The organism is Allopusillimonas ginsengisoli (assembly GCF_004153455.1).
Taxonomy (GTDB): Bacteria; Pseudomonadota; Gammaproteobacteria; order Burkholderiales; family Burkholderiaceae_B; genus Allopusillimonas; species Allopusillimonas ginsengisoli.
Window position 1 is genome coordinate 576,867 of the sequence record NZ_SDQE01000002.1, and the last position, 20,475, is coordinate 597,341.

The window sequence follows — 20,475 nt, forward strand, 5'->3', positions numbered from 1 at the left end:
TAAAGCTATTGCTGGAGCTGGGACCGATAGTGCTTGAAGCCATCAATCTCGACTGCGTGCGCGGAAAACGCCGCTTATTTCATAGCCTGAGCTTTGAGCTCGAAGCTGGCGCGAGCCTGTTCGTGCGAGGTCAGAACGGAAGCGGAAAAACAAGCCTGCTGCGTATACTGGCAGGACTCACCCCGCCTAGTGCTGGAACTGTCCGCTGGAAGGGTAATTCCCTTCAAAAGCAGGCAGATGAGTGGCGACGTGGCCTCTGTTATTACGGACACCTCCTGGGCCTCAAAGATGACCTGACAGCAGCGGAGAATTTAGTTTACGCAACGGCGCTGGCTAACAAACCTATTAGCCATGCAGCGGTGCTGGAGGCCTTACATCAGAGTGGTTTGCAAGGTAGAGAACATCTGCCGGTGCGGACGCTGTCGCAAGGTCAGAAGCGTCGCGCAAGTCTGGCGAGACTGCTGTTACATCGGCGGCCTCTTTGGATACTTGATGAGCCTTTGACGGCACTGGACGACGAAGCTACCCAATGGGTACTCCGAATGATTTCGGATCACCTCAGAGACGGCGGCATCGTGGTTTGGACCAGTCACCTGGACATGCCCTTGTCCGGCGCCACGCGTACCTTACGGATAAACCTATGACCGACACATTCGGGTTGACTGCTCTTTCTGCAGTGATACGTCGGGACTTGCGCCTTGCCATGCGCCGTAAGGCCGATGCGTTAACGCCGCTTTTTTTCTTCGCCATCGTAGTGAGCTTGTTTCCGCTAGGCATCGGGCCAGAGCGCGACACGCTGCGTCAGATCGCCCCGGGGGTCCTTTGGGTCGCGGCGTTATTGGCAAGCATGCTCTCACTTAATCGCCTGTTCGAACAGGACTACGCCGATGGCACGCTAGAGCAACTCGTACTCGGGGCGGCTCCACTTGGCCTTCTAGTGGCCGGCAAAGTGACAGCGCACTGGCTACTCTCTGGCCTACCCTTGGTGCTGCTTGCGCCGCTATTGGCTTTGCAGTTCGATCTGCCCTCCGCGTCCTTACTCACTTTGGCGGCGTCTCTGGTGATCGGTACCCCGGTGCTCAGTCTAATCGGTGCGATTGGAGCAAGTCTGACTGTCGGCTTGCGAGGCGGCGGCGTCCTCGTGGCGCTATTAGTGTTGCCGCTTTATGTGCCCGTGCTTATCTTCGGCGCGGGCGCGGTGAGCTCGGTTAGCGCTGGCTTGGGCGGGGAGTCGCATCTCTCATTATTGGCAGCGGGCCTGGTGCTCGCCGGTTTTTTTGCGCCGTGGGCCACTACCGTGGCACTGCGGATCGCGTTGGAATAGGCAGAAATGATCAACTGGTTTAAGTACTCAACGCCAAGGACGTTTTATCCTCTCGCGGGAAGTATGGTTCCGTGGTTCACGGTGGGCGCCGTGTTGACGGCAATCGCTGGGCTTTATGTCGGGTTCTTCTTGGCTCCTACCGATGCCCAACAAGGCGAAGGCTATCGAATAATTTTTGTGCATGTGCCGGTTTCGTGGATGTCCATGTTCATCTACCTGATCATGGCATTCTGGGCCGCCGTGGGTCTCGCGCTCAACAGTCGGCTCTCGGCCATGATGGCCAGCGCTCTGGCGCCAACTGGCGCCTTATTCACTTTCTTGTCGCTTTGGACTGGCGCCCTATGGGGTAAGCCGATGTGGGGGACGTGGTGGGTATGGGATGCCCGATTGACCTCTGAACTGATTTTGCTGTTTCTATACATCGCATTCATGGCGCTGCAGTCGTCTACTGATGATCCTCGGCGCGCCGATAAAGCAGGCGCCGTGCTTGCGCTTGTCGGTGTCGTGAATATTCCCATTATTTATTTTTCGGTTCAATGGTGGAACACCCTGCACCAAGGTGCATCGGTATCACTGACCCGAGCTCCTTCCATGGCCACGATCATGCTGGTCGGAATGCTGCTCATGGCTTTGGCTGCCTGGATGTACACAGTGGCTGTCGCCCTGATGCGCGTGCGCTGCATCATTTTGGAGCGTGAAGGGCATGCCGAATGGGTTGGGCAACTGAACGAGGTGAAACGATGACCTGGAATAGTGTCGCTGAGTTTTTCGCAATGGGCGGCTATGCGCAATACGTATGGGGTTCGGTCGGCGTCAGTGTTATCGCACTGGCTGTGGAGTTGTCCCTGCTTCGACAGCGCCGAAAAGGCGCTTTGTTGCAATCAAAACATGAATTAACTTTGGAAAGGAAAGGCCTCAATGAAAGCTCGACATAAGAGGATGGCACTCATTGGCGGTGGCTTGGCCGCGCTAGGGATCGCCAGTGCATTGGTGCTTAACGCTTTCCAAGACAATCTGGTGTTTTTCTTTACGCCCACACAAGTCAGTGCTGGAGAGGCGCCCGAGAATCGCACCTTTCGCATTGGTGGCATGGTCCAAACCGCCAGCGTGCAACGCGATGGCCTGATGGTCCGGTTTGTTGTTACAGACTCGGCCAAGACCATTCCGGTTAGCTATACCGGGATACTGCCTGACCTGTTTAGCGAAGGCAAGGGGGTGGTGGCACAAGGCAAGCTGGAGAGCAACGGTTGGTTTCGTGCCGACGAAGTTCTGGCCAAGCACGATGAAAACTATATGCCGCCCGAAGCCCAACATGCCTTGGATCAGGCAGCGATGAACACCGAATCTGCGAGGCCGGAACAAAAATGATCGCTGAATTTGGCCACTTTTCTCTTATCCTGACGCTGCTCGTCGCGCTTGCTCAAGGCGCTTTGACCCTGCCGGGCGCGGCACGCGGTAACGCAGCATGGATCGCTTTGGCGCGACCCGCCGCAGGTACCCAGTTCTTCTTGACCGTTATTGCTTTCTTAAGTCTGACATGGGCCTTTATCACCAAGGACTTTTCGGTTGCTTATGTTGCGCAAAACGCCAATTCGCAATTACCCCTGGTTTACCGTATCGCCGCGGTGTGGGGTGGACATGAAGGGTCGCTTCTGCTATGGCTGCTCATGCAAACGGGTTGGGCATATGCCGTCAGTATGTTTTCTCGACAATTGCCCGACGCAATGGTGGCGCGTGTGCTCGGCGTTCTGGGTTTGGTTACAGCCGGCTTCTTGCTCTTTGTCTTGCTCACATCAAATCCTTTTGAGCGTCTTTCGCCCGCTCCGATGGAAGGACTCGATTTGAATCCATTGCTGCAGGACGTCGGGCTGATTTTTCACCCTCCGCTGCTGTACATGGGCTATGTCGGGTTTTCGGTGGTATTTGCCTTTGCTATTGCTGCCCTTCTTGCCGGTCAGTTGGATGCGACCTGGGCGCGGTGGTCCAGGCCTTGGGCTACGGCTGCGTGGCTCTTCCTTACCCTTGGCATAGCGTTGGGTAGCTGGTGGGCCTATTACGAGCTGGGGTGGGGTGGCTGGTGGTTTTGGGATCCGGTGGAAAACTCGTCGTTTATTCCCTGGCTGGTGGGCACCGCCCTCATTCACTCATTGGCCGTCACCGAAAAGCGCAACAGCTTCAAAAGTTGGACGGTGCTGCTTGCCATTAGTACCTTTTCGCTCTCATTGCTCGGTGCATTTCTCGTTCGCTCGGGCGTGCTGACCTCCGTACATGCCTTTGCCACGGATCCACGTAGAGGCGTATTCATCTTGCTGCTGTTTACGGTGGTAGTGGGAACCTCGTTATTCCTGTATGCGCTGCGGGCGCCTAAAATCGGATTAGGCGGTCGGTTCGATCTCATCTCCCGCGAATCCCTATTGCTTACCAATAATGTCTTGATGGCGGTAGCCGCCGGATCCGTGATCCTGGGCACCCTGTATCCATTATTTATCGATGCGCTGGGGTTGGGCAAGCTGTCTGTGGGACCCCCCTACTTTAACGCCGTCTTTGTGCCACTTATGGTGCCTGCCTTGTTGCTCATGGCCGTGGGTCCGGTTGCTAACTGGAAGTCGGCCAAACTGCCAGCCATGATGAAACGATTGTATGTGCCGGCAGTCTTGGCTGTTGCCACTGGTATTGGCGTGCCGTTTGTCCTAGGACGCTGGTCGTTAATGGTTGCTTTAGGCGTCGCGTTGGCTACGTGGATCGCTGCTGCCGTAGTCCTGGGCGTTTATGAGCGCATGCGGGCCACCCGTAGTGGTTTACTCGCGCAGCCGCGCAGTTGGCTTGGTATGCATGTGGCGCATCTGGGAATTGCTGTGTTCGTTGTCGGCGTCACGCTTGTGATGGGCTACGAGACCGAACAAGACGTAAGCATGGCGCCCGGACAAACCGTGAGCGCGGGTGGTTACGAGTTGAAGTTCCTTGGCGTGCGAAAGGCTCGCGGGCCGAACTATGTCGCCGAAGTGGGCGACATCGAGATGTCGCGCGAAGGGAAGGTTCTACGCTTGCTCCATCCGGAGAAACGAACCTATGCATCGTCCGCTATGCCGATGACCGAAGCGGCGATCGATGCCAATGGACTTCGCCATGTGTACGTGGCGCTGGGCGAACCGCTTGCCAACGACGCTTGGAGTATTCGCGTCTATTACAAGCCTTTCGTCGACTGGATCTGGGCGGGCTGCATCTTGATGGCACTAGGCGGCTTGCTGGCTATTAGCGATAGGCGCTACCGCCTGAAGCGAAAGCGGCATAGCGCCTCTACGGCATTGAAAGGGGCAACATCGTGAATCGTTTCTTTTGGCCCTTGGCCGGCTTTATCGTGTTGGTGGGTTTTCTTGCGATAGGGCTTACATTAAAACCGAGCGAACTGCCTTCACCTTTAATCAGTAAGCCAGCGCCGACCTTTTCCCTGCCCCAGCTGGCGGCGCCCGAGAAGACCTTTACGCCTGAAGCGATGAAGGGTCAGGTGTGGCTATTAAACGTTTGGGCGTCATGGTGCGTTGCATGCCTTGATGAGCATCCTGTCATCACGGAACTGGCTAAATCGGGCATCGTGCCCATCGTAGGGCTCAATTACAAGGATGTGCGCAGCGAAGCCCTCGCGTGGCTGGCACGGAACGGCGATGCGTATACGCTGTCAGTGTCCGATACCCAAGGGCGCGTGGGCATCGACTACGGCGTCTATGGCGTGCCTGAAACATTTTTGATCGATAGGCAAGGCGTTATTCGCTACAAACACATAGGGCCAGTGACGCAAAGTGCTGTGCGCGACACACTCTTGCCGCTGATAAGGGAGTTGCAGCAATGAAATATTGGCGGCTGGCGGTGTTTTGCCTACTGAGTGCAATGCCCTCCCTGGCGACGAGCGCCGATCTTGAGAAACGTATGCTCGGTATCGCAGCCGAATTGCGCTGTCTGGTATGCCAGAACGAATCCATTGCGGCATCACGGGCCGATCTGGCGGTAGATTTACGTCAGCAAATCCGCGAGCAGATCCAAGCCGGTCAGACTAACGATGAAATTCGAACCTATATGGTCGAACGGTACGGTGATTTCGTGCTCTATCGCCCGCCGCTCAAAGCCACCACTCTGCTGCTTTGGTTCGGACCGATGCTGCTCTTTTTCTTTGGCCTCACGATACTAATGGTGTCGCTACGACGACGCAGGGCTCGAATCGTCACCTCGTCGTTGAGCGCTGAAGAGCGCCAACAAGCAGACGCGCTATTGGACCAATCTGCCGACACTGGGAACCCCCGATGAATCTGATCTTTATTGTACTTGCCGCGCTGATGGTTTCAGCAGTCGTGCTGCGCCTTGGGCTCGTGCTATGGCGGGGGCCGCGCACAGACGGGCATCTAGAGCACCACGTTGTTAATGCGTCCGTACTGCGTGACCAATTAGCTGAACTGGACCGTGACCGCAGAAACGGCACCTTATCCGAGCAAGACCACGAAGAAACGGTTCAAGACTTACAACGCCGGGCTCTCGAGGAGGCAAAGCCGCCCACAACGATCGTGAGCCGCCGGCCAAGCAGCAAGTATGCAGCGCTAGGCCTAGCCATCGTACTGCCCCTCGCATCCACGTTGATGTACCTTCGTTTGGGAACTCCTGCGGCAATCAACCCAGTGCCAATACAAAGCATCCCAAACGTCACGCAGGCGGATGTGCGAGCCATGGTGGGTTCGCTCGCCGCCCGCCTGGCGCTCAACCCCGATGATCCTGCAGGCTGGCTGATGTTGGCGCGTTCGTATCGCTATTTTGACAGGTATGAGGACGCCGCTAATGCTTTCGCGAAAGCGGGTAGCGCGATCGAATCAGACCCACTTGCTTTGACTGAATATGCCGAAGCACTTGCACGAAGCAGCCCGAATGGGTTCGCAGGCGAGCCTACCGCGCTACTTGGGCGCGCGCTCGCTCTTAACCCTAAAGAACCCTTTGCATTGACCCTGGCAGGGGCTGCAGCGCTGGAACGCCGTGACTACGATGGGGCCATCGCTTATTGGCAACAGTTGCACGAACTGCTTCCCCCCGACTCAGACACCGCGCGCGCTGTCAACGACAGTATTGAGCGCGCCCGCGGGCAACGGGATCAAAACACAACTTCCGATAAGGTAGGGGTTGAGCAGCCATCATGAAGAGCTCCTTTAAGATATTCGCCTGGTCGGCGCTAGCGCTTATCGGCGTCATTACCATCGCGACCGCCTTGTATTTTTATCAGCGTGGCAATGCGTCGAAGAATCCCCTCGCAGGCATAGTCAATGTTGCAGTCGATATTGGGGACCAACGCTTTATGCGCTGGCATACGCCGCGCGACCTGCCCGCCATCACCTTTCAGGACGAAGCGGGCAAGGAGATGAGCCTGACGGCCTTCCGTGGAAAGGTCGTGCTGCTTAATATTTGGGCTACCTGGTGCCCACCTTGCCGAGAAGAAATGCCCTCGCTCGATCGGCTGAATGATAAACGGGGCGGCGAGAACTTTGAAGTGGTGGCCTTGTCGATTGATCGTGACACCGCCTTGGTCAAGCCGTTCTATGAAGAGTTCGGGATACAGGCTTTGCGCGGCTACTTCGATCCGTCGGCACAGATTCCAAATGCGCTTCGCGCCCCAGGCGTTCCAACGACTCTGCTCATTGATCAAGAGGGTCGTGAAATTGGTCGCGCAATGGGGCCTGCCGCTTGGGATAGTGCACAAGTAGAAGCCTTGATCGATGCCGCATTGGCGCGCTCGCCGGGTAAAGGCTCATGACAATGGGAACCTTCAATGCTAAGAAACGAACGTTTGAGGCTATGCGATGCTTGAGCTAACCACCATCGGATTGCTCACGGCCTTTGTTGCGGGCATCGCCTCCTTTTTGTCGCCGTGCGTTTTACCGCTCGTACCAGGCTACCTCTCTTATGTCGCGGGCGGCGCGCTTACGCCGACGGCAACACCCGTTGAAGTGCGCGTGAGGCGCTGGCAAACGCTTGGACTAAGCACATGCTTTGTCCTCGGATTTTCTTTGGTATTCCTGATTCTTGGCGCCAGCATTACTGCAATCGGGCGGCTGTTCTTAAGCTATCGCTATGAGTTGAATATCGCAGCCGGCGTCATCATTACGTTTGCCGGTCTCATGATCATGGGTGTTGTGCGTGCGCCCCTATGGGCGCAACGCTACTATCGCTTTGAGCCCGGCACGAGCGGGGGCAACCCCTGGTCGGCGGCATTGCTTGGCGTGGCCTTTGGGTTTGGCTGGACGCCTTGCATCGGGCCCGTGCTGGGCAGCATCCTGGTGCTTAGCGCAACCTCTGAGAGTGTTGGACACGGAACAGTGCTATTAGGCGCTTATGCCTTAGGGCTGGGCGTGCCGTTTCTGCTTGCCGCATATTTCATGACGCCTTTTATGCAGCGCTTAAGCGCGCTGCGCCGAACGGGCCGCTATCTGCAGTGGGTGACCGGTGCGATTCTGGTTGTGATGGGGATTGCTGTGGCCAGCGGGCAATTGATGCGCTTTGCGATCTGGTTGCTCAGGACATTCCCGGCGCTTGGAAGCATTGGTTAACAAAATCAATGTTCGCAATGCAAATCCAATACCTGCGTTATGCAACCCGTACGCGCCATGACGAAGGCCTCGCCATTATGAGCCGCGCTTGTTTCCCTTGGACTATTCCGTTAAGGACTGACATTCTATGAGTACCGTTATGCGCCTTTCGGGGTCACGTTGGTATTGGCTCTTCACAGCATGGATTATTGCTCTTGTATCAACGCTGGGTGCCTTGTTTCTCAGTGAAGTCATGGGTCTCGTTCCTTGCGAGCTTTGCTGGTATCAACGAATTTTCATGTTTCCGCTCGTTTTCATCTTGGCGGTCGGCTTGGCAACCTCCGACACACAGGTCTTCAAATATGCAGTGCCGCTTGTAGCGGCCGGATGGTTTGTGGCTTTCTATCACAACCTTCTGTACATGGAGGTTATTCCGGAAGCGCTTCAGCCCTGTGGCGCAGGCCCTTCCTGTGCGAAGGCCGATCTGAACCTGCTCGGCTTTATTTCGATTCCCCTCCTGTCTTTGGTCGCATTCACCACGCTCGCTGTTCTTCTTATAGTTAAAAAAGGTCCTAAAAAGTGAAAAAACGAACTCTTCTTACTCTTACCAGCATCGTCGCGGTCATGGCTTTTGCCGTGAGCGCTTTCGTATATGAACAGAGCCAAATCCGCAATCAAAACGTGCCGGGCACCAAGATGAGTGAGCTCGTTCGAATGCATTCGCCTGTTTACGGCACGGCCGGCGCGAAGGTCACGATCGTTGAATTTTTCGATCCATCCTGCGAAACGTGCCGGGCTTTCTACCCCGGCGTCAAAGATCTCGTCAACGCTCATGAGGGAAAGGTCAAACTCGTCATTCGCTATGCCCCTTTTCATGAGGGCTCCGAAGACATGATCAAGATTCTTGAGGCGTCCAGAATGCAAGATAAGTACTGGCCGACTCTCGAGACGGTCCTGCGCATGCAGCCCCAGTGGGCCTCGCATGACAATCCGCAGCCAGATCTAATTTGGGGCTTTCTCGAGGAAAGCGGTTTGGACGTTGAAAAGGCGCGTAAAGACGCGGGTAAGGAAACCGTTGCGGCCGTTATTGAACAAGACAAGACAGATCTTCGTACCTTGAATATAAAGCAGACGCCCACCTTTTTTGTCAATGGCCAGCCTTTACCTAAATTTGGCTATGAGCAGCTTAAGGCTCTAGTGGAGCAAGAGGTCAAGGCGGCCTATCCCTAAGGCCAAACTTTCCATTCAACACACTCGAATGAAACTACGCTCGCGCTGTGAACCGATTTTCGAATTCGCGCTTAAGAGCGTGGTCCGCTTGCCGTCGATGCTTCAGGGCGACGCGCCTCGCGTGCTTGCCCCAGAATTTCCCGACCACCCTTGAACGCAATAGCGACGACCACCAGCCCTATTAACAGATCGGGAAGGGATGACTGAAACAGTATCACTGCCACACCTGAAGCAGCAATCCCCAAATTGACATACATGTCATTCGTCGTGAAGATCCATGAGGCCCGCAAATGCACATCCTCATGGCGATGAGAACGCAGCAGACGCAGACAGAACATATTGGTCGCCGCATTCGCGAGCGCCACGATAATCATCGCCAATCCAATTGGCTCGCCTGCAGCGAAGAAGCGCCGCAACACCTCAATCAATAACGCTACGGCAAGGACGATCAAAAATGTCCCCGATAAACGCGCGACACGGGCTTTGGCGACCACGGTATGGCCAACCGCATAGATACTTAAGCCATACACGATGCCATCCGCAAAATTATCTAGCGCGGCTCCCATCAAACTAGTGGAATTCGCCAGAGCGCCGACAGCGCCAACGACAATGGCTTGCGCCAAATTAATGAAAAGCACCTTGATCAGCGTGCGCCGTTGGGCGGCGTCGCTCGGGTTCAGTTCAGAGTTGTCCTCGCTACTTTCGCGTTCGTTAGACATATCAAGGCCATCCCTACATTGCTGATTACAAGCCACTATTGGATGCTGTGCGCATGCGAGAGAAAGCACTTCCCCCGTTTTCTCAGGCTAGAGGTGGGATATCAGGCAAGGGTCGTGCCTATTCTGTCCGCGCTTCACCTGGGTGTCTTCCCTCCACGCTCAGGCCCCATACATACGCTTCCTTTACAGGGGTGCCTCCTTGTCAGCTGCTTCGCCTAAGCGAAATGCAAAGCCGCCCATGATCCGGGCATCCGAACTGTCGGGCGAGCACTGGACTTATCGGCTGGATAGGCACTACCTCGAGAGAGCGTTGGCAGGCTTAACTTCGCACAGCGCCTTCGCTGCTTCCCCTGACTGAAACTCAAAACCGGCTTCGACCTCGGCACCGACAGCAAGCGCTTGAGTAGGCTTCTCAAGCATCGCATGATAGCTGCCGGGCTTAAAATGCAGTTCGCCACCAGCAGGGATCGAAACAGCGTCAGCCACGGCCATTCTGCTTTTCCCGTCCTGATCGATCGTTTGATGTAAGGACACCTGGCCGAAAGCGGGAATAGACATCGAGACGAGCTTCGCTTCATTATTGCCAGCGTTTTTTATCACGAAGTAGCCAGCAGAAGGAGTCGGCCTTGGCAAGGAGCGAATCCAGCAATCTGAAACCGTCAATGTTTTAGACAACTCGGCACCGCCTTCGGGGGCTTTGCTGACGTGTTGCGTTGTCTGTGCATGAGCTGGGGCAGGTACGTGAGCATCGTGTGGACTTGCAGCATAAACAAAGGAGCCTGCACATAGAGCAATAACGCCAATAATCACTTTTCTCATACGGTTACCTTAAAAAAACAAGACCTTCCATAAATGCTCGGATGTCGCGCAGCATTCTCGCGTGCGCCGTGCTTCTTCTAATTTACGCCCTCGCCAACATATTCATTCTCGACAAACAGTCTATCTACCTGTAACGGATCAACAGGCTCGTCGTCGATTCTCACCTCGTAATGCAAGTTGTTGCCCGTCGCTGTGCCCGTGGACCCGACATATCCTATGGTATCGCCCATAGAAACGAAATCTCCTTTCTTAACGCCTCGGGCGAAGCGGCTTTGGTGCGCATAGATTGTGGTGAAATTAGCGATGTGCCTGACCACGATGACCTTTCCATAACCCCTTTGGCGACCGATAAACTCGATGGTGCCATCTGCTGTCGTTCGGATAGGTGTGCCTTTTGGCGCCGCATAATCGACTCCGTTATGAACTTTCTGTTTGTTCAGAACAGGATGAACGCGTAAGCCAAAACCAGAGCTTATCGTCAGCTCACGTCCTTCGAGAGGCGCGAGAAGGAATGATTTTCGCAGTTGTTCCGTTCGCTGATTATCCTTGTCCACGCTGGTGCCATTAAGTTGAAAACTCTCATGAATAATAGAAAAACTGAGAACTTCTGCGGAGACACTTTGACCTGTCAGTACGCTTGCGCTTAGAAAAATTGCTGCTGCTAAAAGACAATTTCGCTGCACAATGAGGAATTTTAACTTTTTATACCAGGGCATAACGGTTGCTTTTTCTTAATGTTGAGTCGCGTACTGGCTGCATGACGCTTTAGTGATCGTGAATTAACGCCATAGAAGAGCCTTTGCGCTCACCCTTTGCACTGCTCGCGGCATTGTCCGGGAGGATTGGTAAAATAGCGCAGTCATCGACAAAGATATCGGACGGGTTTAACGTCGGCCAATGCCATTGGCGCAGGCGCATCGAAGTAATGCACGACAGCATCAGATGCGGGCGATTGATGACATTACCCATTGCGCGTCGATCATTGCGACCTGGCTCGAGGCCACAGACCGACTACTAAGCCCTCGCCATATGCGACCGGGAGAACAGCGGTATGATAACACCCTGCGAAGCAGATCACATTGGTCAACGAAGAACGGCACAGCATCTCGATTGCACGTTTACCTGTCGGATAAAGCAATCAATATGAACGAAAACATCAGCTTCATGTTTGTTCACAGCACGCTTGCAGGCTGCATGCGCGGCTGATGATGCTTTGTCGCCGCCGCTCCCTTGAAACGCAGCAGACGTAACGCATTAAGCGTGACAATCGCCGTCGCGCCCGTATCGGCCATGACGGCAACCCACAAACCGGTGACGCCCAGCACGGTGGTAATCAGGAATATGCCCTTCAAACCGAGCGCAAAAATCACGTTCTGATGAATGTTTGCCATCGTTGCCCGTGAAAGCGCGACTAGGTGGGCTACGTCCGTGACGCGGCTTTTAAGCAGGGCCGCGTCGGCCGTTTCGATCGCCACGTCGGTGCCGCCACCCATCGCGATACCGACATCAGCCGTTGCCAGCGCCGGTGCATCGTTGATGCCATCACCCACCATGGCGACTTTGGCGTTCTGCTTCATCTCAGTGATCAGGCGCAGTTTGTCCTGAGGCAGGAGTTCGGCTTCCCATTCCATGCCCAAGTGGCCGGCGATGGCCTGGGCGGTAAGGCGGTTATCGCCCGTGAGCATGACTGAGCGCACGCCCATGGCTTTGAGCTGGGCCACGCCTTCTTGCGCGTCTTGCCTGGGCTCGTCGCGCAGCGCCACCAGCCCAAGTGTTTCACGGGTCTGCTCGTCCAGCAGAACGGAAACGGTTTTTCCGTCATGTTGCAGCGCTTCGATGCGCGCGCGTTGTCCGGGTGTTAGGGTTTCTGCCTGGGCGGCGTAGACAGGCGAACCTATGGCCAGAAGGCGTCCGGTCACGGTCGCATGCACGGCTTTACCCGCCGTAGCGGAGGCGTGCGAGGCCGCAGGGATGATGATGCTGGCCGCTTCGGCATGGTTGACGATAGCTTTGGCCAGCGGGTGATTAGAGCCGGACTCCACGCTTGCGGCGAGCGCCAGAACCTCGTCCTCGCCCCCTTGCGTAAAGGCAACGACATCGGTCACGCGTGGCTTGCCTTCGGTCAGGGTGCCGGTCTTGTCGAACGCAATCGTTTTCACCCGACCGATGATTTCCAGGGCATTACCGCCCTTGATGAGCAATCCACGGCGCGTCCCGACAGCCAGACCTGAAGCGATAGCCGCCGGTGTTGAGAGCACGAGTGCGCAGGGGCAAGCAATCAGCAACAGCGCCAGGCCGCGATAAAGCCAGGTTCCCCAGTCTGCCCCCACTGCCAGCGGCGGAACGACCACGATCAGCGCGGCAATGACCAACACGGCCGGCGTGTAGTAGCGGCTGAACTGTTCAATGAAACGGGCGGTGGGCGCTTTGGAGGCCTGCGCCTGCTCGACCAGCTGAATGATGCGCGAAATCGTATTGTCGGCGGCGGCTTTGTCGACGCGCACCTGAAGTACCCCATCGACGTTGATGGATCCCGCAAATACGCTGTCGCCCGCAGCCTTCGCGCGAGGAATGGACTCACCGGTGACGGGCGACTCATCAAGGCTGGATGTGCCTTCGATAATGACGCCATCGGCCGGTACCCGGTCACCAGGGCGCACGAGCACATGGTCATTCACGCGCAGCGAAGTTGCGGGGACCTCGCGTTGCCCACCCGCTGGATCGAGTAAAACCGCCGTTTTCGGAACCAATGAGGCCAAGGCTCTGATACCGGCGCGAGCGCTGCCGGCAGCCACGCTTTCCAGCAGCTCACCGACGGAGAACAGAAATACGACGGCCGCTGCCTCTTCCGCTTCACCAATGAAGAGGGCGCCAAGCGCGGCCACAGACATCAGTGTCTCGATCGAGAATGGCGAGCCAGACCTGGCCAGCGCAAGCGCTTTGCGCGCAAAGGGGAAAACCCCGACAATCACGGCTGCAGAGAACACCCAGCTTCCATAATCGGGGAAAAACAGCGCCATCGCGTAAGCGGCGCCCATTAAGATGCCGAGTCCGACGACCTGTTTGCCTTTCCTGGTTTGCCACCAACGCGGGTGGCGTGCGACGGCTGGATTGTCGGCTTCAATGCCTGACGCGGTCTTTTGGCTGGTGCTGGCGGAGACGCCAAAGCCAAGACTCTTGATGGTTTTTTCGATGTCACCGATCTGAGTGGCTGAATCGGGCGCGAGCGCCAGTTCCAGCTTCTCTGTGGCAAAATTTAGTCGAATGTCAGAGATTCCAGGCATGCGTGTTAGAGCCGTTTCTATCTTGCCGACGCAACTTGCGCAGTCCATGCCTTCTACCTGCCAGGAGATGCTCGGATGCATCTCCTGGGCGACATCAATGTCCGACGCGGTCTTTTGGCTTGTGCTGGCAGATACGCCAAAGCCAAGGCCCCTGATGGTTTTTTCGATGTGGCCGACCTGAGTGGCCGAATCGGGCGCCAGCGTCAGTTCCAGTTTCTCTGTGGCGAAGTTCAGCCGAATATCAGAAACGCCGGGCATGCGTGCCAAAGCCGTTTCAATCTTGCCGATACAGCTTGCACAGTCCATGCCGTCTACCTGCATGGAGACACTCAGAGGCATTCTCTGGGCGGGAGCGGGGGCCACGCTGTTAGCGACCGGCGCATCGCTTCCACGCGGCGGGTAACCTGCCTGGTGCAAGGCGGCTTCAAGCTGTGCGCTTGTCGCTGATGAGGTGACTTGCACGCTGCGCGTGGGTGGATCGGTAATGACTTGCGCGTTTGGGTCAACCGAGTGGATGGCTTTGACGACCTTGCCCGCGCAACCACCGCATGTCATGTCTTCGATATGAAACTGCATGAGAATTTCTCCTGTGAATGCAGTCATTAGAAACCCTCTTGCGACTTCAGAGTCAAGCGTTTTCATTCCACCTGCACCCAATCCAATGACCTTGATTTCTTTGCTGTTCAAGCCTATAGTTACTGTAATGTTTTAGACGATGGAGACCCTCATGCCAATCAAGATCGGTGAGCTCGCCAAACGTACAGAATCCACGGTGGAAACCATTCGGTATTACGAAAAGGAGGGTCTGCTGCCGGAGCCTTCTCGCAGCGATGGCAATTATCGTCTGTATGGCGAGCAACATGTTGAACGCCTGCAATTTATCCGGCACTGCCGTACGCTCGACATGGCGTTGGACGAAGTACGAACCTTGCTTCAGTACCGTGATACGCCTACTGAGGATTGCGGCGACGTGAACGACTTGCTTGATGAGCATATCCACGCGGTGGAAGTGCGCATGGAAGAGTTAATGCAATTAAAAGGGCATCTGGTTGTTTTGCGCCAAAAATGTGCAAACACAACGCCAACCAACTCGTGCGGGATATTGCGTGCCCTCTCCGATCGATCTTGCCATGTGTAGAAGCGCTAGTCTGGTGATGTAACCGCGAGACTGGGTCGATTGTCGCGGAAGCGTGTACTAGCCGGCACCGCCCCGCCGATCTATACTGATCCGATGAAATCATGGATCAAAACTGTTGTCGGCATTTTGATCGCATGGTGGTCTTTCTTAGGCCCCGTTGCGCAGGCCTCGCTGTGTAGCGACATGGCGAAAACACCGCCATATGTATCGATGGATACGGCTACGAAAGAAACCCAAGCCAGCCGTGCGAGAAGCAATCTCGCGCTGCTCTACCGGCTTTTCACTCGACTGTTTGCACATCCATTTTTATGCGGCATTGCCGCCTCACCGAGTATGTTTCCGCCAGTTGTTCTCGCCATGAAGGCGATACAACATTCGCCGAGCGATCCATTTCTTAGTCAATTTATTCCTGACATGAGCTCGCCTCCTTCGCGCGTGAATCAAACCTCTGTTCCACAGCTTTGAACATCGGACACTCTGAAGTGTCATGCGTTGAAACCGGCCGACTTTCGCCCCAGCGGCCTGCGCGTCGGGGCGGGTGCAACTTAACAGCGCGCTTCCGAAAGCAGGACGTACCGATCAATGTCCGTCGCGCAGAGTCGTAATCGAACCATAACGGATGCAGGACCCAATACATGACAAAAATGTAATGTGGCAGGCCCTGAATTAACGACTGGAAACGTGTGTATATGTGGCATGATGAAATTTGGCCCAAATGTCCCTGGGGCGCTAAGAGCATTTAGCCGTGCGTGCAGTACGCCATGACCTTGCGTCCCGACCTTTAGAAGGTTTTATCGCCATGGCGCAGAACAGTTCTGGACACACTCATGATCACAACATGAAGCAGCCCTCCGGCTCTCAACTCACCGACCCCGTGTGCGGTATGCAGGTGACAAAAGAATCACCACATCATGTTGAGCGTCAAGGCAAGTCTTTCTTTTTTTGCAGCGCGAAGTGCTTGGAAACGTTCAAGCGCGATCCTGAGCAGTTCATTGCTCCAAAAAATACAACCGAAGCGGCTTTTGAGCAAGTAGCTGCTGGCACCTTTTATACCTGTCCAATGCACCCGGAGATTCGACAGGATCATCCGGGAAGCTGCCCAAAGTGCGGCATGGCGCTTGAGCCGCTCATGCCCAGCCTGGAGGACGATAATCCTGAGCTGAAAGACTTCTCTCGGCGATTCTGGTGGACGCTACCCCTTACGGTCATTGTCACCGTGCTGGCCATGTTCGGCCCGCAGCTTGGCTGGTTCAACATGAGCGCGCAAACGTGGATCGAACTCGTGTTGTCAATACCCGTGGTGCTATGGGCTGGACAGCCCTTCTTCGTGCGCGGCTGGCAATCCGTTGTCAACCGCAGTCCCAACATGTGGACGCTCATTGGTCTTGGCACAGGCGCTGCGTTCGTCTATAGCGTCGTGGCGACAGTCGCACCGGGCGTTTTCCCCGAAACCTTCATGTCCATGGGGCGTGTGGCTGTTTACTTTGAAGCCGCGGTGGTGATCATTTCCTTGACTCTGTTTGGCCAGATCCTGGAGCTGCGGGCGCGTTCGCAGACGTCAGCTGCCATCAAATCACTGCTGGGACTCGCACCCAAAACAGCCCGCCGGATCAACGCGGATGGATCAGAAGAAGATGTACCCCTGACGCACGTGCATGAAGGCGATCGCTTGCGCGTGCGTCCCGGGGAGAAGGTCCCCGTTGATGGCGCCGTCGAAGATGGTGCGAGTTCGCTGGATGAATCCATGCTCACGGGCGAACCTCTGCCGGTGAGCAAGCGCGCTGGTGACAAAGTGATCGGCGCAACGATGAACACGTCGGGCTCGCTAGTGATTAGAGCTGAAAAGGTCGGCTCAGCCACAGTGCTATCGCAGATCGTCCAGCTCGTCGCGCAAGCGCAGCGCTCCCGCGCACCGATGCAACGCATGGCAGATCAAGTGGCTGGTTATTTTGTGATGGCAGTCGTGGCCATCGCCATCATCACGTTTTTTGTTTGGGGTACTTTTGGGCCGCAACCGAGCTGGGTATATGGCTTGATTAACGCCGTAGCTGTACTGATCATCGCCTGCCCATGTGCCCTGGGCTTGGCCACGCCCATGTCCATTATGGTGGCAACCGGTCGTGGCGCCACCCAGGGGGTGCTTTTTCGCGATGCAGCAGCCATCGAAAACTTTCGCAAGGTCGATACCCTCATTGTTGATAAGACCGGCACATTAACCGAAGGCCGGCCCGCGTTCGAGCAGGCCATTCCCGCAGGTGACACGGAGGCCGACGAGGTGCTTCGTTTGGCGGCAAGCCTTGATCAGGGCAGCGAACACCCCTTGGCCGATGCTATTGTCAAAGCAGCGCGGGAGCGCGGTTTAAACCTAAGCGCTGTAAATGACTTCGAATCAGGTAGCGGTATCGGGGTACGTGGCCAGGTCGAGGGCAAACGCCTTGCTTTGGGCAATACTGCCTTGATGGATCAAGAAAACGTTGATGTATCGATCATGACCAGTGGCGCTGAAGCGTTGCGCGCCAAAGGTGCGAGCGTCATGTATTTAGCTACAGACGGTCAATTAATAGGCTTGCTGGCCGTCTCTGATCCCATCAAGAAAAGTACGCCCGAAGCCGTAAAGGATCTCAAGGCGGCTGGAATCCGGGTCATCATGGCAACCGGCGACGGCGTTTCGACGGCTAAAGCGGTGGCAGAGCAACTAGGCATTGACGAGGTTCACGGTGAAGTGAAGCCGGCCGACAAGCTCGATCTTGTCAGCAAACTTCAAGCAGAAGGCCGAGTTGTTGCGATGGCCGGCGACGGCATTAATGACGCACCTGCCCTAGCCAAAGCGGATGTCGGGATTGCGATGGGTACCGGAACCGACGTGGCGATGAACAGCGCGCAGGTCACGCTGGTCAAGGGAGACTTGCGCGGCATCTCGATTGCGCGCCACCTCTCGGACAAAACAATCGCCAATATGAAGCAGAATCTAGGCTTCGCATTCATTTACAACGCTCTGGGCGTGCCGTTAGCTGCCGGCGTTTTGTACCCGTTTCTGGGCCTGCTGCTTTCACCCATGTTCGCTGCACTGGCGATGAGCCTGAGTTCAGCATCGGTCGTGTTCAATGCCCTTAGACTGCGCAAGTCGGTATGACTAGGGAGGGTAACGTGCCGCCGGTCAGCAAAGCACCAATTGAGCTATTCGCTCGGTCAAGACATCAGTGCAGTCAGTTGGCTCATATCCGTTGCAAGCTGCGTACGCATTGCAGAGATGAACGTCTGCATGAACGCTGTGAGTTGCGTTCCCGCTGGAAAGGCTAGAATTCCGGTGAATACCACCTGTTCGGAAAAGGGGCGGAGCACAATGCCACGCTGAGCGTAATCCAAAGCCGTCACCGGACTTACCAAGCCAAGGCCCACGCCCTGCTGCACAAGTTCGCATACGCTGACCGAGTAAGGAGTTTCGACCACTACGGACGGCACGACAGAGTGTTTATCCAGCACACTCTGCAGCTGACGACGCGAAGTGTCCTCGGGATTGAGTGCAATAAAGGCTTGGCCGTTCAGATCCTGGGGCTTGATCACCGGTTTGCATGACAGCGAATGAGAAGCGGGTATGGCGATAACCCCATCCAAGCGACTGAAAATCGAGTGTTCCAAACCAATGGTCGACACTTCGTCCGCCATAAGCCCTAGATCACACTGCCCCGACAAGAGTCGCTCGCGGACCTCGCGGGAGCTCATGATTTGCAAGGACACCGTACGCTGCTCCGCCAGCAATTTCATATTACGCAAGACGCGCGGTAGAAAACCTACGCCCAAAGCAGGCAAGCTGGCGACATTTAGGCGGCCTCCAGTGAACTGACGCAAGCTACGTAAACGGTGCTCAATCACATCTAATCCAACAAAGCATCGATCCACCTCAATTAACAAGGCCTGAGCCGCCGGCGTGGGCTGTAGCCTGCCCCGCATCCTGAGAAAGAGAACAATTCCGGCATGTTGCTCTAACCGCCGCAATGCCTGACTAATTGCAGGCTGCGACACGCCCATCAGCTTGGCCGCCTTGCTTGCCGTACCCGAAGTCATGACCGTACGAAAAACCTCAATCTCTCTTAGCAACATATATAACCTCTACTTCTAGACCAATAACATAATGGAAGTTATTTCTTATAGCTATAAAACTATACTTCGATTTATGAAAAACGCTACAGCCGCTCATCTAGCCGTTCAACGCAAATATCTCACTGGCTTCTCAAGCCTGTCGCCCGCTGTCTGGAGGGCGTCAACGATTACCTTCTCAAGCCTGGATGAATTCGTGGCTCGTAAATCGCGATTACCGGATGGCTATACCTATGGAACTACCGGCACGCCGACCCACCGTGAGCTGGAGGCGCGCATCGCTGCATTGGACAAGGCAAGCCATTGCGTGGTGCTGCCTTCAGGACAGGCTGCGATAAGCCTTGTCATGCTCACCATGTTGAAAGCCGGGGATCATCTTCTTATTACGGATTCCGCCTACGGCCCAGCACACGATTTCGCGACGCACCTTACACACATGGGCGTGGAGGTGGAGCGCTACGATCCGTGTATAGGGTCGGGGATCGCAGACCTCATCCGATCTAATACCCAGCTGATATGGTTGGAGTCACCGGGTACTGTCACGATGGAGGTGCAGGACGTGCCCGCCATTGTTTCACAGGCTCGCTCGCACGGAATCAGGACCGCAATCGACAACAGTTGGGCTAGTTCTTTGTATTTTTCGCCGCTATCGCTTGGCGTGGATCTGTGTATCCAGGCCTGCTCCAAGCACATGGGTGGTCACTCCGACTTGCTTATGGGTTCCGTTAGCACAAACGATATTGCACTACACACCGCACTACGTGCTTTGCAGGCGACCATGGGGCAAGCGGTTAGCGCTGAAGATTGCTTTCTTGTCCAACGCGGGCTAGATACCATGACTTTGCGGCTTGAGGCCCAATCCGTCAAGGCATTACGTCTTGCAGAGCATTTGCAGCGGCATCCCATGGTTCGAGAAGTGCTCCATCCCGCACTAAGTACCTTCAAAACACATAGCTTGTGGCAAGATCAGTTTAGCGGTAGCGGCAGCCTTTTTTCCTTAGTGCTACAGGATGCGCCTCTGGACGCTTTCCGCGCCATGTTCGGCTCGTTTCGTCACATTGCCATTGGCGCAAGCTACGGCGGGCTTCACAGCCTCGCAGCCTTTTATCACGCACAACAGCAGACCAGCCGCCTCTTTCCCAGTATCCAGGCACCTATTATTCGTCTTGCCATTGGCCTGGAAGACTACAGCGTCCTTGCTACCGAGCTAAACCAATCGCTGGAAACGTTCGAATCGGTTTGTATCGATAGCGCAAAGAGCGGCGCTAAATAGTTTTGAATGATCGCATACACAGAGCTGCGGTCG

The 20,475-nt window shown here is 55.6% G+C and carries 23 protein-coding genes; 17 read left to right on the forward strand and 6 right to left on the reverse strand.

The genetic code is table 11. From position 1 onward, the window contains the following. Positions 1-29 precede the first annotated feature (29 nt). The 13 genes from ccmA (at position 30) to ERE07_RS07755 (ending at position 9,111) form a co-directional block, all read left to right on the forward strand. Positions 30-644, forward strand: a complete 615-nt coding sequence (ccmA, locus tag ERE07_RS07695; protein ID WP_245153528.1) for a cytochrome c biogenesis heme-transporting ATPase CcmA — start codon at positions 30-32, stop codon at positions 642-644. After that, positions 641-1,324 carry a heme exporter protein CcmB gene (gene ccmB, locus ERE07_RS07700; protein ID WP_130008210.1) on the forward strand — a complete coding sequence of 228 codons (684 nt, stop codon included), beginning with the start codon at positions 641-643 and terminating at the stop codon, positions 1,322-1,324. Before ccmA ends, ccmB begins: the two co-directional genes overlap by 4 nt. A 6-nt stretch (positions 1,325-1,330) precedes the next feature. Continuing rightward, a complete protein-coding gene (gene ccmC, locus ERE07_RS07705; protein ID WP_130008211.1) occupies positions 1,331-2,068 on the forward strand; it encodes a heme ABC transporter permease CcmC in 738 nt (245 codons plus the stop codon). Then, positions 2,065-2,259 carry a heme exporter protein CcmD gene (gene ccmD, locus ERE07_RS07710; RefSeq protein ID WP_130008212.1) on the forward strand — a complete coding sequence of 65 codons (195 nt, stop codon included), beginning with the start codon at positions 2,065-2,067 and terminating at the stop codon, positions 2,257-2,259. The genes ccmC and ccmD overlap by 4 nt, the downstream gene beginning before the upstream one ends. Beyond that, entirely contained in the window at positions 2,243-2,692 is a 450-nt protein-coding gene (gene ccmE, locus ERE07_RS07715) for a cytochrome c maturation protein CcmE (RefSeq protein WP_130008213.1), read from the forward strand. The genes ccmD and ccmE overlap by 17 nt, the downstream gene beginning before the upstream one ends. Further along, positions 2,689-4,650: a heme lyase CcmF/NrfE family subunit gene (locus tag ERE07_RS07720; RefSeq protein ID WP_130008214.1), complete on the forward strand. Its 1,962-nt coding sequence runs from the start codon at positions 2,689-2,691 to the stop codon at positions 4,648-4,650. The genes ccmE and ERE07_RS07720 overlap by 4 nt, the downstream gene beginning before the upstream one ends. Further along, entirely contained in the window at positions 4,647-5,171 is a 525-nt protein-coding gene (locus tag ERE07_RS07725; protein WP_130008215.1) for a DsbE family thiol:disulfide interchange protein, read from the forward strand. Before ERE07_RS07720 ends, ERE07_RS07725 begins: the two co-directional genes overlap by 4 nt. Beyond that, the gene (locus tag ERE07_RS07730) at positions 5,168-5,623 is read left to right on the forward strand and encodes a cytochrome c-type biogenesis protein (protein WP_130008216.1); all 456 of its coding nucleotides are present in this window, start codon (positions 5,168-5,170) and stop codon (positions 5,621-5,623) included. Before ERE07_RS07725 ends, ERE07_RS07730 begins: the two co-directional genes overlap by 4 nt. Further along, complete coding sequence (ccmI, locus tag ERE07_RS07735; RefSeq protein WP_130008217.1) at positions 5,620-6,498, forward strand: c-type cytochrome biogenesis protein CcmI; 879 nt, start codon at positions 5,620-5,622, stop codon at positions 6,496-6,498. The genes ERE07_RS07730 and ccmI overlap by 4 nt, the downstream gene beginning before the upstream one ends. Further along, complete coding sequence (locus tag ERE07_RS07740) at positions 6,495-7,109, forward strand: TlpA family protein disulfide reductase (RefSeq protein ID WP_130008218.1); 615 nt, start codon at positions 6,495-6,497, stop codon at positions 7,107-7,109. The genes ccmI and ERE07_RS07740 overlap by 4 nt, the downstream gene beginning before the upstream one ends. 46 nt (positions 7,110-7,155) lie before the next feature. Beyond that, complete coding sequence (locus tag ERE07_RS07745; protein ID WP_130008219.1) at positions 7,156-7,902, forward strand: cytochrome c biogenesis CcdA family protein; 747 nt, start codon at positions 7,156-7,158, stop codon at positions 7,900-7,902. 127 nt (positions 7,903-8,029) lie between these two features. Then, a complete protein-coding gene (locus tag ERE07_RS07750; protein ID WP_130008220.1) occupies positions 8,030-8,464 on the forward strand; it encodes a disulfide bond formation protein B in 435 nt (144 codons plus the stop codon). After that, a complete protein-coding gene (locus ERE07_RS07755) occupies positions 8,461-9,111 on the forward strand; it encodes a DsbA family protein (protein WP_245153529.1) in 651 nt (216 codons plus the stop codon). Before ERE07_RS07750 ends, ERE07_RS07755 begins: the two co-directional genes overlap by 4 nt. Before the next feature lie 71 nt (positions 9,112-9,182). Here the strand turns inward: ERE07_RS07755 and ERE07_RS07760 are convergent, their stop codons facing one another. From ERE07_RS07760 to ERE07_RS07780, 5 genes are all read right to left on the reverse strand, one after another. Next, positions 9,183-9,830, reverse strand: a complete 648-nt coding sequence (locus ERE07_RS07760) for a cation efflux transmembrane domain-containing protein (protein ID WP_130008221.1) — start codon at positions 9,828-9,830, stop codon at positions 9,183-9,185. 294 nt (positions 9,831-10,124) lie between these two features. Beyond that, positions 10,125-10,649, reverse strand: coding sequence for a copper chaperone PCu(A)C (locus ERE07_RS07765; protein ID WP_130008222.1), 525 nt, complete (start codon positions 10,647-10,649; stop codon positions 10,125-10,127). 77 nt (positions 10,650-10,726) lie between these two features. Further along, positions 10,727-11,365: a M23 family metallopeptidase gene (locus ERE07_RS07770; RefSeq protein WP_130008223.1), complete on the reverse strand. Its 639-nt coding sequence runs from the start codon at positions 11,363-11,365 to the stop codon at positions 10,727-10,729. 49 nt (positions 11,366-11,414) lie between these two features. Continuing rightward, positions 11,415-11,618, reverse strand: coding sequence for a hypothetical protein (locus ERE07_RS07775; protein ID WP_130008224.1), 204 nt, complete (start codon positions 11,616-11,618; stop codon positions 11,415-11,417). Between the two features lie 203 nt (positions 11,619-11,821). Continuing rightward, the gene (locus tag ERE07_RS07780; protein ID WP_280634363.1) at positions 11,822-14,536 is read right to left on the reverse strand and encodes a heavy metal translocating P-type ATPase; all 2,715 of its coding nucleotides are present in this window, start codon (positions 14,534-14,536) and stop codon (positions 11,822-11,824) included. 124 nt (positions 14,537-14,660) lie between these two features. Here ERE07_RS07780 and cadR point away from each other — a divergent pair, with 124 nt between their 5' ends. The 3 genes from cadR (at position 14,661) to ERE07_RS07800 (ending at position 18,204) form a co-directional block, all read left to right on the forward strand. Next, complete coding sequence (gene cadR / locus ERE07_RS07790) at positions 14,661-15,071, forward strand: Cd(II)/Pb(II)-responsive transcriptional regulator (RefSeq protein WP_130008225.1); 411 nt, start codon at positions 14,661-14,663, stop codon at positions 15,069-15,071. Between the two features lie 93 nt (positions 15,072-15,164). Beyond that, complete coding sequence (locus tag ERE07_RS07795; RefSeq protein ID WP_130008226.1) at positions 15,165-15,536, forward strand: hypothetical protein; 372 nt, start codon at positions 15,165-15,167, stop codon at positions 15,534-15,536. 334 nt (positions 15,537-15,870) lie between these two features. After that, complete coding sequence (locus ERE07_RS07800; protein WP_425330963.1) at positions 15,871-18,204, forward strand: heavy metal translocating P-type ATPase; 2,334 nt, start codon at positions 15,871-15,873, stop codon at positions 18,202-18,204. Between the two features lie 56 nt (positions 18,205-18,260). Here ERE07_RS07800 and ERE07_RS07805 read toward each other — a convergent pair whose 3' ends face one another. Further along, positions 18,261-19,172: a LysR substrate-binding domain-containing protein gene (locus tag ERE07_RS07805; RefSeq protein WP_013742873.1), complete on the reverse strand. Its 912-nt coding sequence runs from the start codon at positions 19,170-19,172 to the stop codon at positions 18,261-18,263. 31 nt (positions 19,173-19,203) lie between these two features. On the opposite strand from ERE07_RS07805, the gene ERE07_RS07810 reads away from it, so the two are divergent. Then, entirely contained in the window at positions 19,204-20,442 is a 1,239-nt protein-coding gene (locus ERE07_RS07810) for a trans-sulfuration enzyme family protein (protein ID WP_013742874.1), read from the forward strand. Positions 20,443-20,475 lie beyond the last annotated feature (33 nt).